At 58.1% G+C, this 12,255-nt stretch carries 11 protein-coding genes; 9 read left to right on the top strand and 2 right to left on the bottom strand.

The window, feature by feature from the left end; all coding sequences use genetic code 11:
* The first annotated feature begins 33 nt into the window (after nt 1-33).
* Nucleotides 34-459: a DUF2177 family protein gene (locus AB6B39_RS08875; RefSeq protein WP_284368949.1), complete on the top strand. Its 426-nt coding sequence runs from the start codon at nt 34-36 to the stop codon at nt 457-459.
* 78 nt (nt 460-537) lie between these two features.
* Complete coding sequence (locus AB6B39_RS08870; protein WP_284368950.1) at nt 538-1,038, top strand: DUF983 domain-containing protein; 501 nt, start codon at nt 538-540, stop codon at nt 1,036-1,038.
* Nucleotides 1,039-1,074: 36 nt separating this feature from the next.
* On the opposite strand, the gene AB6B39_RS08865 is transcribed toward AB6B39_RS08870, so the two are convergent.
* A complete protein-coding gene (locus AB6B39_RS08865) occupies nt 1,075-3,969 on the bottom strand; it encodes a M16 family metallopeptidase (protein WP_371398518.1) in 2,895 nt (964 codons plus the stop codon).
* A gap of 222 nt (nt 3,970-4,191) precedes the next feature.
* Here AB6B39_RS08865 and AB6B39_RS08860 point away from each other — a divergent pair, with 222 nt between their 5' ends.
* From AB6B39_RS08860 to AB6B39_RS08840, 5 genes are all read left to right on the top strand, one after another.
* Nucleotides 4,192-4,980: a hypothetical protein gene (locus tag AB6B39_RS08860; protein ID WP_284368952.1), complete on the top strand. Its 789-nt coding sequence runs from the start codon at nt 4,192-4,194 to the stop codon at nt 4,978-4,980.
* Nucleotides 4,981-4,985: 5 nt separating this feature from the next.
* Entirely contained in the window at nt 4,986-6,830 is a 1,845-nt protein-coding gene (locus AB6B39_RS08855) for an energy transducer TonB (RefSeq protein WP_284368953.1), read from the top strand.
* Nucleotides 6,831-7,109: 279 nt separating this feature from the next.
* A complete protein-coding gene (locus AB6B39_RS08850) occupies nt 7,110-7,397 on the top strand; it encodes a co-chaperone GroES (protein ID WP_284368954.1) in 288 nt (95 codons plus the stop codon).
* Nucleotides 7,398-7,455: 58 nt separating this feature from the next.
* Nucleotides 7,456-9,093 (top strand): chaperonin GroEL, encoded by a 1,638-nt coding sequence (groL, locus tag AB6B39_RS08845; protein ID WP_284368955.1) that lies wholly within the window; start codon nt 7,456-7,458, stop codon nt 9,091-9,093.
* Between the two features lie 77 nt (nt 9,094-9,170).
* On the top strand, nt 9,171-10,085 hold the full coding sequence (locus AB6B39_RS08840) for a hypothetical protein (protein WP_371398517.1): 915 nt from the start codon (nt 9,171-9,173) through the stop codon (nt 10,083-10,085).
* Between the two features lie 135 nt (nt 10,086-10,220).
* On the opposite strand, the gene AB6B39_RS08835 is transcribed toward AB6B39_RS08840, so the two are convergent.
* Complete coding sequence (locus AB6B39_RS08835) at nt 10,221-10,415, bottom strand: SEC-C metal-binding domain-containing protein (RefSeq protein WP_348520121.1); 195 nt, start codon at nt 10,413-10,415, stop codon at nt 10,221-10,223.
* A 216-nt stretch (nt 10,416-10,631) separates the two neighbouring features.
* Between AB6B39_RS08835 and AB6B39_RS08830 the strand changes: the two genes are divergently transcribed.
* The gene (locus AB6B39_RS08830) at nt 10,632-10,931 is read left to right on the top strand and encodes a GIY-YIG nuclease family protein (RefSeq protein ID WP_284368957.1); all 300 of its coding nucleotides are present in this window, start codon (nt 10,632-10,634) and stop codon (nt 10,929-10,931) included.
* A gap of 171 nt (nt 10,932-11,102) precedes the next feature.
* Complete coding sequence (locus AB6B39_RS08825) at nt 11,103-11,816, top strand: aquaporin (RefSeq protein WP_348520122.1); 714 nt, start codon at nt 11,103-11,105, stop codon at nt 11,814-11,816.
* Nucleotides 11,817-12,255: the final 439 nt, after the last annotated feature.

Genomic DNA, 12,255 nt, shown 5'->3' with positions numbered 1-12,255 from the left:
GTCCCGATCAAGGGTTCATGCGTATGCAGTAGCATGACCGACACAATTCCCCTCTCCACCTGGATCATCGCCTATGTGGCAACCCTGTTCGTCTTCCTCGTCGTCGACCTGCTCTGGCTCGGCGTTTTTGCGAAGGATTTCTATGCCGGGCAACTCGGCAGCCTGATGGCGGAGAATGTCCGCTGGGGCGCAGCGCTACTCTTCTATTCGCTTTACATCGTCGGCATTCTGATCTTTGCCAGCCATCACGGCCTGTCCGGCGGATCGCTGATGAAGACGGCGATCTATGGCGGTTTGTTCGGCTTCTTCTGTTATGCCACTTACGACATGACCAATCTGGCAACGCTGCAAGGCTGGCCGATCAAGATGGTGTTCGTTGACATCGTCTGGGGCACGGTTCTGACGGCGACTTGCGCCGTCGGGGGTGTCTGGCTGACGCGGATGGTGACCGGGTCCTGACGGATACGGCATTTCTGCATCCAAGCTGCCCGCTTGGCCGACTTTCTTCAGCGCCACTGATCCGGTACGACGCTGGGCATGAACAGACGCTATCATGGCCGCTCCCCCGTCGAGACCGGCATCCGCCTGCGCTGCGGGAATTGCGGACGCGGCAAGCTGTTTTACCGCTATCTGAAATTCAAGGATGAATGCGATGTCTGCGGGCAGAGCTTCGCGGTCGCCGATACGGCTGACGGCCCGGCCTTTTTCGTCGGCTTCCTCGCCCTGATCATCTTCACGCCCGCCTTCGTCATTGCCGGGCTGGTGCCGGAGACACGACTGGGCTTCGTCATCACCATGATCGTCATGACAATCATCGGCCTCGGCTCGATCCTGCTGCTCCTCCCGGTCTTCAAGGCCGTCCTGTTCAACCTGCAGATCCACCACAGGGCCGAGGAAGGCAAATTCACATCCTTCGGCGAACATGGCGTGGTGCCGGAGAACTGGAAGCGCAAGGACCAGACGAATGAGCCCCCGACCAAAAAGGGCCAAGCCAAAAAGGATCTGGCCAAACCGGATCATCACCCCTCAGGCGATTGATCCGCTCAATCTTGGCTCGACGCGCTGCCGATCAGTCTAGTCGACAGGCTGACCGTAAATGTCGAGCTGCACCACCTTGCCCTTGCCCGCCGCTGTCGCGAAGGCCTGAACTGCGTCCAATTGCGTCTCCGCATCGCCGACGACGAGATAGACCATCGCGTCCTCGACCAGATAGCGATCCGCCGTGTCGCGGAAATCGTCTGCCGTCATGGTGACAAGCTCCGCCTGCTCCTGTTCGACATAGTCATTGGGCAGATTGAAACGGCTGATTTCGCGCAGCGTGCCGAGTTTTGCGCCGAGGCTTTCAAAGGCCCTGGCGCCCTCCTTGATGACTTTCTGCTGCGTCGTTTCGACGGCTGCCGCATCATAGGTCGATCCGTGCGCCTGCACCATGTCGCGAATGATCGACAGGCTGTCGCCAGTCGCATTGGCGCGCACACTGGTAGACAGGGTGAAGGGCCGTTCGACGACACCTTTGGAGACGAAGCTGCCCGCTCCATAGGTATAGCCTTTTTCAATTCGCAGCATCTGTCCCAGATCACCGGAAATACCGCCGCCCAGCTTTTCATTTGTAAAGCTGATCTTGTTGAAATCAGGATGATCAGCGGCCGGGACGAGCGCGCCGATCCGCAAGACCGACTGTTTGGAACCGGGAACGTCGATGAAATAGACCTGCCCCGCCGCACTCTGTGTAGGAATGGCATAGTCCGGGCGAGCCATCGCGGCAGGCGTGACCGCCCCGCCCAGGGGCGCCAGAGCCTCCACCGCCCGATCGGGCGTAACAGCCCCAACCACATGGATGCGGGCTTTTGAGGACAGCAAGTCGGCATGGGCGGCTTTGACGTCGTCGAAAGTCATGTCCGTCACCGTCTCGACCGATCCGCCGCCGGGACGCCCATAAGGGTGGCGATCGCCATAGATCAGGCGGTTGAACGCCTGCGCAGCGATGGCGCGTGGATTGGCTTCCCGCCCCTTGATTGCGGTCAGGCGGGCCGACTTGACCCGTTCGAAGTCGGCATCGGCAAAGCGCGGTTGGGTCAGCATTTCCTCAACCAGCGCGACAGTCGCGTCCAGATTGCGCGACAGGGTCGTTGCGGTGATGACGAGTTCTTCGCTATTGCTGGTCACGGAGATGGACGAGCCAAGCAGGCCGATCGCCTGTTCCAGTTCCACAGGCGTGCGATTGGCCGTGCCTTCATCCAGCATGTCCGCCAGAAGCGTCAGGCGACCATTTTCTTCCGGCGTTTCGACCCAGCGTCCACCCGGCAAGGTAACATCGAACTGCACCAGCGGAATTTCATCGCTTTCGATCCCCCGCACGGCGACCCCGTCCGCCAGTTCATCTTCCCAGATGTCTGGCATCTGCAACAAAGGCAGCTCGCTGAAAGGCGGCTCTGAACGGTCGTGAACGGTCGGCGTTTTCTCGAACGCAGCGATTTCGCCCGCACTCACCTCTTCGGAGGCGACGTCGTCGCGTACCTCTTCAATCCAGACCGTGGCCCGCTCGGCCCCACTGACGGCCAGATCGGCCTGCCCCTTGGGGACGAAGCTGGTCATCACATAGGGCTTATCCTTGATGTAGCGATCATAGACATCGCGGACCTGATCCGCCGTCACCGCCTTGATAGCAGAGGCCGCTTTGACGACATGCGCCGGATCGCCGAACAGCTCATTACTGCGCGCGAATGAATTGGCCTTGCCGAGAGCCGTCGACAGACCGGCATAGAGCGACGTTTCCTGACCGGCCTTGACGCGCTCCAGATCCTGCGGATCGATCCCGCTGGTCTCGAACCGCTCCATGGCCGCATCGATCGCGGCCTTGACGTCATCGAGATCGGTTCCCGCCTTGCCACGAACCCGGATGGTAAAGGTGCCGGCCAGTTCGTTCGCCCCATGGAATGCGGAAACGTCGGGCGCGGCCTTCGCAACCTCGACCACCTCAACATAAAGAGGTGAGTTACGCGCCCCGCCCAGGATCGGCCCGAGCATATCCAGCGCGGTCTGATCGGCATGCAGGCTTTCCACCGTCGGGAAGGTCAGGCGCAATTCGGGGAGCTTGGCGAAATTATCCTCGAACCAGAGATTCTTGGTCGCCTCCAGTGTGACGGGTTGCGGCACGGGTTCGGGAATGTCGCGCCCGCGCTCGATTTCCCCGAACCAGCGCTTCACCTTCTCTTTCGTCTCGGCAATGTCGATGTCACCGACAATGGCGAGGGTCGCATTATTGGGCCCGTACCAGAGGTCGTAGAATTCGCGCACATCTTCGAGTGTCGCCGCCTGGAGGTCCGGGAGCGAGCCGATCACCGTCCAGTTATAGGGGTGATCCTCGGGATAAAGCGCCGCGCGGATCACCTCATTGGTGTAGCCATAGGCCGCATTGTCGACGCGCTGACGCTTTTCATTCTTCACGACCTGCTTTTCGCGTTCCAGCGCCGCTGTCGTGACCGTGTTGATCATGTAACCGAGCCGATCCGAGTCGATCCACAATATCTTGTCGAACGCATCCTTCGGGACGACTTCGAAATAGATCGTTCCGTCCGACCATGTGCCGCCATTGCGCAGGCCGCCCCATTTCGGGATCTGCCCCCGGTTCCAGCCACGCGGCACATTCTCGCTATCGTTGAACGCCATATGTTCGAAGAAATGCGCGAACCCCGTCCGTCCCGGCTTCTCCCGCGACGAACCCGCATGGATCACCGTCGACACAGCCACGATCGGATCCGACGTATCACGCTGCAAAATGACTTCGAGCCCGTTGTCGAGCATGAAGCTTTCATAATCGAGAGTGAAGCTTGTCGACTCTGAAGCCGTGTCTGTGGTGACAGTCGTGGTCTGTGTGACCGTCGTCCGGGTCGTATCAGTGGTCGCATTCGCGCAGGCTGCTAGCAATATGGTGGCCGTGCCGGACAAAAGGATGGATCGAAACGTCATGAGGAACCTTTGAGCTTTATCGCCCTCAGTTTATTGAAGATGGCCAGAGTTGCAATGATCGACAATATGTTGCCAAGAGGTCTTCATATTGCCAACAAGTCTGCCCTGAAGCATATGTCGTCTGTTGGGTGGGCGCGATCCCTCTCGAAATTCCTGGATAGCAGGGTCAGGCCTGGGCCGCGAGTCTCTTGGCCAAGGACATTTGGCAAGGGGGCGTTTGGAATGGGACTGGCAAAGTGGGTTTTCGGTCTGGTCCTGATCCCAGGGCTTGCCTTCGCTCAGTCCGCGCCTGTGATCGACTTCTCGACCGATGTTCAGGATCTGTCTCCGCCCGAGTCCCAGCCCGCGACTCCGCTAGGCTCCAGCAACGCTCCAGACCACGCAGACGACAAGAAATTGGATAGGAGTGCTGAACGAGAAAGGGTGGCGACGCTCTGCTGCAAGACATGGGGATTGGACTGTCCCGAACCGCCAGGCTCGTTCCATCTTATATCCAGGTCGCTTTCCCCGGAAAGCATTGCCGGTTCTCAGTGTAGTCCGCTGGGGTCTGGAGCGGTCGTCGCCCGATGCTGGGATCGCACGGTTGCCGCGATCAAGGCGCAGCGCGCACAGGAAGCCGCAGCGAGCAAGCGCCGAGCCGAGATCAGACGCCAGCGCGCGCGAGAAAAGGAGGCCAGCAGGGACAGCTATTGCCGCTCGATCAAGCCAGCCTATGACCGCGGAGAGGTTCCGCGCGACTTCGTCGAAAACCTCTACGTCGATCCGGCCAGTCTTGATCGGGCCGACGATAGATTGGACGCGCAACTTGCCGCTATTCGCGCTCAAGCCGAGCGAGAGACTCACGAGGAAACACGCCAGAAACGTTTCGACGCTGCCAACAAGGCCGAAGCGTCACGTCTGGATATCGAGGCTCTGAAGCGACGCGCTCGGACCAGCCTCGAAGAGAAGTGCAATGCCGGCAATCACTGCGCCTGTGCCGAGCTCAATCCGGACTCTAAAATTTTATGCTGACAGTCATGAAACAGAAAATCTGCGTTTTCGCCGCTCTTGCCATGCTGGCAAGCGCGCCCCCGACTTTCGCTCAAATCCCCGACACGGTTCGCGCCGAGGTGCTGCAAAGACAGATTGTTTCCTCGATACAGGACGGCGATCTGGACGGCGCGAAATCATCGATCGAGGCGCTTCGCAAACTCGATGTCAAAATGCCGAACCGGATCGAACTGACAGCGGCAAAGATCGATGCGGCCCAAGAGGATTACACGGCGTCTTATCAGGCCCTGACGCGATATTTCAAAACCGCGACCAATGCCGATGATGGGTATGACGAGGCGATCACACTATTTGCCGTGATCGAGCCGCTCTACAAGGCCGAACAGGAAGACATCAAGGCAAGGCGTCGGGCAGAGCGCGAAGCCGAAAAAGCAAGACGTGAGGCGGAACGTGAGGCGGCCGCAGCCATTGCCCGCGAAGAAAAACGGGGCCGGCTTGAAGCTGAAGCGCGAAAGCAAGGTTTTGTTGCCTATGATCTGCCCGTTCATGCCACACTTGTAGGACACAAAGACGACGTTACCGATGCCGTCTATTCGCCGACCGGGAACATCATTGTCACCGGATCGAAGGACAAAACCGTCAAGGTCTGGGACGCAGAGACTTATGGATTGCTGGCGACGTTGCCGACGCCTGGCTGCGGCGTCAATTCCCTCGATGTCTCACCAGACGGCACAATGATCCTGGCGGCCTGTGACGTTGGACCGAAGCTGTTCCTCTGGGAGACCCGGGACTACGCCCTGAGATGGAGCATCCAAGGCCGGCCAGTCGACGTTTTCGCGTCGGCCCTATTCTCGCCAGACAGCTCCATGATCGCGTCGGTCACCCGCTTGACCGGCTTGGCGGAGATCAGGACGGTCTCCGACGGCTCTCTGGTACAGAAATACGACATCGGCGCCTGGCCGTACGACATCGCCTTTACCACAACCGGGAATAGAGTGTATCATCTGGCAACGAACAAGCGGGTCCAATTTGACGTCGTCAACTCCGATAGATTTGACATCCTCGGATTCAATAATTGGAGGACCGGAACATATGATCAGGATTTCACGACCTTTCCCCATTTCTCGGATGAAGGAGCACATGCCATCGCGTTCGGGGCGTACCCCAACATAATCAACCTGTATCAGATGATTGCGATCGACGATCCGCAGACCGCAGATGAAGAAACGCACCTTTCGGTCAGCCAACGCCTTGAAGTTCCCATGTCCGGAAACACGCCGAGACATACGGCCTACCTGGCTGGCACTGAATACGGCGTTTTGTCTCGGAGCGACGGCACGACCCACATTTTCAAGATACCCGATGCGGGCAGTGCGCGCGACAGTGTGAAGATCGACTATCTTGCACGGTTCGATGGATCACAGAACCACCCTGCCGGTTTCTCCCCGGATTACCGGTTCGCCGTTGCCGGATCGGATAATAGCAGCGCCAAGGTCTGGCGTGTCAGAACGATCCCCTATTCGAAGCCTGTGATGAATTTAGGCGCGACCGAGGATCGCGATGCGCGTCCGCTCAGGAGAATTCCGCCGACATTCCCACCCAGGTTTCTGGAAGGCAACCACAGTGGCTATTGTAAAATGAAATTCGATGTGTCCCCGGATGGTCAACCCTTCAATGTGAGCGCAGAGATGTGCACGGACAATGTCTTATATCGCGAAAGCATTCGAACCATTGAGCGCTGGCAGTACCGACCCAAAATCCGGTTTGGAAAACCTGTCAGAAGGTCGGGCCTTGAAACCACGGTCGCATACATTCTTGTTGATGATGACAACAAGCAGCTACCCTACCCGGACGGTTTCTCAAATCCGTAATCAGAGAAATACTCTGACGGTCAATATGGGGCTACCACACATCGGTCGCTGAATGAATCCCTGTGACAGGCATTGCCCCTTTTGTCGGGGCTGTCCGGTCCACCAGGGGCTGTTCGCACCACAACTTATATGTTTGGGTGCCCTCTGCACAAAACTTTCGAGTTTTTGTCTTTGCGCCTCTTGCACCTCTTCCCCACCCTGCATACATGCGCCCCGTTGGCACTCTCATACGGGGAGTGCCAAGCGCTATTACCAACCTTAAATCAGAGAGAAGACGCAATGAAGTTTCGTCCCCTCCACGACCGCGTGGTCGTAGAACGTGTCGCAGAAGACACAAAAACTGCCGGCGGCATCATCATCCCCGACACAGCCACTGAAAAGCCCTCTGAGGGCCAAGTCGTCGCTGTCGGACCCGGCACACGCAACGATGACGGTTCCACCAACACGCTGGACGTTCAGGTCGGTGACCGCGTTCTGTTCGGCAAATGGGGCGGCACGGAAGTCAAGATCGACGGCAAGGACCTGCTGATCATGAAAGAATCCGACATTATGGGCGTGATCGGCTAACGCCGCCCGCCTCGACAAACCCACAATCAAGAACACCACCACTTACTGGAGAAGCTAAATGGCTGCCAAGGAAGTCAAATTCGGTTCGGACGCGCGCGATCGCATGCTGGAAGGCGTCGATATTCTCGCCAATGCCGTCAAAACCACACTCGGTCCCAAGGGCCGCAACGTCGTCATCGAAAAATCATTCGGTGCCCCCAAGATCACCAAGGACGGCGTCTCCGTCGCCAAGGAAATCGAACTCGAGGACAAGTATCAGAACCTCGGTGCGCAAATGCTGCGCGAAGTCGCCTCCAAGACCAATGACAAGGCCGGTGACGGCACGACCACAGCGACCGTACTGGCCCAAGCCATCGTTCGCGAAGGTCTGAAGCGCGTTGCCGCCGGCATGAACCCGATGGATCTGAAGCGCGGTATCGACAAGGCCTCTTCCGAAGTCGTCGGCGACCTGCTCAAGAAAGCCTCCAAGATCAAGAAATCCGAGGAAATCGCTCAGGTCGGTACGATTTCGGCCAATGGCGAAGCCTCCATCGGCGAAATGATCGCCGAAGCGATGAACAAGGTCGGCAATGAAGGCGTGATCACGGTCGAAGAAGGCAAGACAGCCGACACCGAACTCGATGTCGTCGAAGGCATGCAGTTCGACCGCGGCTACCTCTCGCCCTACTTCATCACCGACCCTGAAAAGATGCGCGTCGAGCTCGACGACCCCTACATCCTGCTCAACGAAGGCAAGCTGTCTTCGCTGCAAGCCATGCTGCCGATCCTCGAAGCGGTCGTTCAGACGGGCAAGCCCCTGCTGATCATCGCCGAGGACATTGAAGGCGAAGCGCTGGCGACCCTCGTGGTCAACAAGCTGCGCGGCGGCCTGAAAATCGCAGCCGTCAAGGCGCCTGGCTTCGGTGATCGCCGCAAGGCCATGCTGCAGGACATCGCAGTCCTGACGGGCGGCACGGTCATTTCCGAAGATCTCGGCATCAAGCTCGAAAATGTCGCGCTGACGGATCTCGGCACGGCCAAGCATGTCCACATCACCAAGGACGACACGGTCATCGTGGACGGCTCCGGCAAGAAGGGCGACATCACTGCCCGTGTTGACCAGATCCGCAAGCAGGCCGAAGACACTTCAAGCGACTATGACCGTGAAAAGCTGCAGGAACGTCTGGCGAAACTCGCTGGCGGTGTGGCTGTGATCAAGGTCGGCGGCTCCACGGAAGTGGAAGTGAAAGAGCGCAAGGACCGCGTCGATGACGCGCTGAACGCCACACGCGCCGCTGTTGAAGAAGGCATCGTCCCCGGGGGCGGTACGGCCCTGCTGCGCGCAAGCCGCTTCATCAATGTCGAAGGCCTCAATGATGACGAGCAGGCCGGCATCGACATCGTCAAGGCCGCCCTCGCCTACCCGCTGCGTCAGATCGCTGACAATGCCGGCGTCGAAGGCGCTGTGGTCGTCGGAAACGTGATCGCCAAGAACAAGGCGAATTACGGCTACGACGCGCAGAATGACGAATATGTCGACATGGTCAAAGCCGGAATCATCGACCCCGTCAAAGTCGTCCGCACAGCCCTGCAAGACGCAGCAAGTGTCGCCGGCCTGATCCTGACGACCGAAGCCGCGATTGTGGAAGCACCAAAGGCCGACGCGCCTGCCATGCCAGACATGGGCGGAATGGGCGGAATGGGCGGCATGATGTAAGTCGCCCTCTGCGGCTTACATCATACGCGACCATTCCTGAGAGCTTTTGAAAACGGCCCCGTGAAGAATTTGATCCATTGGATCAAATTCAGGGCCGGGTTCAAAACTTCGGAACCAATAAAGGCCGCCTTGCAGGAATGCAGGGCGGCTTTTATATTAAGGAATATACGATGCAACGATTTACAGAACGAACTGGGCTAATTGAGAAACCACAGCAACTCAAACTCGGAGAAATCCCAGACGGCTTCCGGAATATCGTACATCTATCAATGATTGAAGCCCTCGAACACGTTCGTTTGTACGGCTCAATGGGGGGTTACTACCTCAGTCCAGAAGGCAAAGAACTTTTCCGAGACTTTACTGTGATTGAACTCGGAAAACCTGTGGCAAAAAACATGAAGTATGAGGCGGCAGAGCGTATCGCCAACTCAATACATCTGTCAGCTTTTCCAAAGCTGTTCGATTATTTGGAATACTTTATGGAGCGTGACACCTCGGGACGATGCGCTGATCGGATTGCCACGGCATGCGTCAAACATGCCGTGGCCTATCGTGTAAGAAACCGACATTTCATTGCTATCGGAAATAATGAACAAGCTGAGGCTTTCGAATCTGCGTTCGAGATCACACGAAATTCGAGTGCAAATGGTGCAAGTGCACATCTTGAACAGGCGGCACGGGCTCTTGCTCAACAGAAATATGCCGACAGTGTGAGAGAAAGTATCTCTGCTGTTAAGTCTACAGTGCGATTTCTAACTGGTTCAAGTGGTACTTTGGGTGAGCTTTTAAGTAGCCTAAAAAAGAAAAAGGCTCTTCACCCAGCCCTTGCTAACTCATTTAGCAAAATGTACGGCTATACGTCTGACGTCGACGGCATCCGCCATTCTCTTATCCATGAGGACACCGCATCTGTCAGCGAGGCAGAAGCGCTCTATATGATTGGCGCATGCTCATCATTTATCAGCTACTTGCTTACTACTGAGGCCTCCTAGCACATAAACCGATAATAGATGCACCCGCCGATCAAGTCGGCGGGAGCGGGAACTCGGTCAGAGCCATCAGACCTCACCGTACATAATAATCCCTCCGGCTCCCATCGAAGCCGTCCTCCCTTAAAGCAGCATTTCTTAAAATCTCCGTCCGCTTCCGCAGGGACAGGGATCATTGCGGCCTAGCTTTTCGATCAGCTCAATCTCGCCGCCCTTGATGGTGCGGTGACCGCGTTTGACGCGGGTCTCGCTGGGGAAGCCCTTGCGGCGTTTAGAAGTCCGCTCGAAAGGACGGGCGGTTTTCGTCGTGCTTGGTATATTTTGGCATGACACCCTCCATCAGTTTTGTTTGGGATCAGGCGCTTATGAGGTTGAGGGCGTGATGGCAAGAGTGACCGCCCTGGCCATGACGGAGATGACTTGAATCACCGAAAGGATTGGGAGATGGGCTCGCCGATCAAGTCGGCGAGAGCGGTAAATTAAGGGAAACCGCCCTCCACCCGCTCAGGCCGACTTGATCGGCCTGCCCATCTCCCACACAGTGCGGTCATGGTGGGCGGTTGGTTCTACATCATGGTCAACCGGAAGAACGGGACGATCTATGTCGGATCGACCCGTGATCTGGCGGCGCGGAATTACGAGCATAAGACCAAGGCTAATCCGAACAGTTTCACGGCGAAGCACGGGTGTGACAGGCTCGTATATTATGAGGCGTTCGACACGCTGATGGAGGCTGTGGCGCGTGAAAATGCCGTGAAGCGGTGGAAGCGCGCTTGGAAGATCGCGCTGATCGAAGCCGACAATCCGGACTGGTTTGATCTGAAACTGAACCCGCTCGACTTCAGTTAGGACTTAGCCAGACGATAGTGATGGGAGATGGGCTGGACGTCGTAGCCAAAGATCAGTCCAATGGAGTGATCGATGCGGAGGGTCGGCAGGAGCGGAAGGAACGAAAATCCCCATTCATCCCCCATTCACCTCCCACTCCTGACATTCTCCCCATCCTGGGGAGGAACCATCATGAAGAAATTTATAGCAGAACTGATCGGCACGGCGACGCTGGTGTTGATCGGGTGTGGCACGGCGGTGCTGGCGGGGGCCGAGGTCGGCCATGCCGGGATTGCGGCAGCGTTCGGCTTGGCGATTGTGGCTATGGCTTACGGTATCGGGCCGATTTCGGGCTGCCATATCAACCCGGCGGTCTCGCTCGGCGCGTTTGTGTCGGGCCGGATGAGTGCGGGCGACATGATCCAGTACTGGATCGCGCAGTTCATCGGCGCCGCCATCGGCGCGGGCATTCTTTATATGATCGCAACAGGCCGGGCGGACTATTCGCTGGCAGAAAACGGGCTGGGCCAGAATGGCTGGGGCGCGGGCTATCTCGGCGAATATAGCCTGCAGTCGGCGCTGATCTTCGAGATCGTAGCGACCTTCCTGTTCGTCACCGTCATCCTCGGTGCGACGCAGACGCGCGCGCCGACAGCCTTTGCCGGCCTCGCCATTGGCCTGACCCTGTGGGGCATTCACCTGCTCGGCATTCAGGTCACAGGCGTGTCGGTCAATCCGGCCCGCAGCTTTGGCCCGGCCTTGTTCACCGGCCTGGGGCAGCTCTGGCTGTTCTTCGTCGCGCCCCTGATCGGTGCGGTTCTGGCGGGTCTGCTGTTCCGGACGCATCTGCTGGAAGAGACGTTTGCCGATGATGAAGCGGCGCTGGAAGTCAAAGGCGACATTTAACTCTGTCGATCAATCCCCGCTCCGGCGCGCTTGAAGGCCTGGTCGGAGCGGGCTCTGCACAAAACCCATCCCCTCCCGCAAAAACTCAGTCACACTGCGCCTCTGTCCCGTTCACGAGGAGGTTGCATGACCCTGGTGGGACAGGGTGTCCGGGTTATTCGGAACGGGGCGCATCTTGCAGCGATGCGCCGTGACCGCCGTGAGGGGGTCGCGTCACCCCGATCCGACTGGCAGCGATGTCGCGACGTGCAACGCGACGAGCCTGTCCGACCCGCGTCATGTGATGGATGTTCCGGCTGCGACGGGAATGAGAGGGGGCGTGCGCCTTTGATATGCGCGCCGAGCTGCGGCCGTGTGGAGACCGTTCCCCTCATCCCGTTCTGACCCGGACCTGTGGCAGGGCGCGTGACCGTATCCGGACAACCAACGCGCGGGCTTC

Origin of the sequence: Algimonas porphyrae, assembly GCF_041429795.1 — a bacterium.
Taxonomy (GTDB): domain Bacteria; phylum Pseudomonadota; class Alphaproteobacteria; order Caulobacterales; family Maricaulaceae; genus Litorimonas; species Litorimonas porphyrae.
The sequence above is the reverse complement of the archived record's forward strand: the minus strand, read 5'-3'. Positions and strand labels throughout refer to the sequence as shown.

What these genes read in the sequence shown, in the direction of transcription:
- AB6B39_RS08865 (WP_371398518.1), bottom strand. Translation starts at nt 3,969, where the DNA reads ATGACGTTTCGATCCATCCTTTTGTCCGGCACGGCCACCATATTGCTA.
- AB6B39_RS08850 (WP_284368954.1), top strand. Translation starts at nt 7,110, where the DNA reads ATGAAGTTTCGTCCCCTCCACGACCGCGTGGTCGTAGAACGTGTCGCA.
- AB6B39_RS08860 (WP_284368952.1), top strand. Translation starts at nt 4,192, where the DNA reads ATGGGACTGGCAAAGTGGGTTTTCGGTCTGGTCCTGATCCCAGGGCTT.
- AB6B39_RS08875 (WP_284368949.1), top strand. Translation starts at nt 34, where the DNA reads ATGACCGACACAATTCCCCTCTCCACCTGGATCATCGCCTATGTGGCA.
- AB6B39_RS08855 (WP_284368953.1), top strand. Translation starts at nt 4,986, where the DNA reads ATGAAACAGAAAATCTGCGTTTTCGCCGCTCTTGCCATGCTGGCAAGC.
- groL (WP_284368955.1), top strand. Translation starts at nt 7,456, where the DNA reads ATGGCTGCCAAGGAAGTCAAATTCGGTTCGGACGCGCGCGATCGCATG.
- AB6B39_RS08830 (WP_284368957.1), top strand. Translation starts at nt 10,632, where the DNA reads ATGGTGGGCGGTTGGTTCTACATCATGGTCAACCGGAAGAACGGGACG.
- AB6B39_RS08825 (WP_348520122.1), top strand. Translation starts at nt 11,103, where the DNA reads ATGAAGAAATTTATAGCAGAACTGATCGGCACGGCGACGCTGGTGTTG.
- AB6B39_RS08870 (WP_284368950.1), top strand. Translation starts at nt 538, where the DNA reads ATGAACAGACGCTATCATGGCCGCTCCCCCGTCGAGACCGGCATCCGC.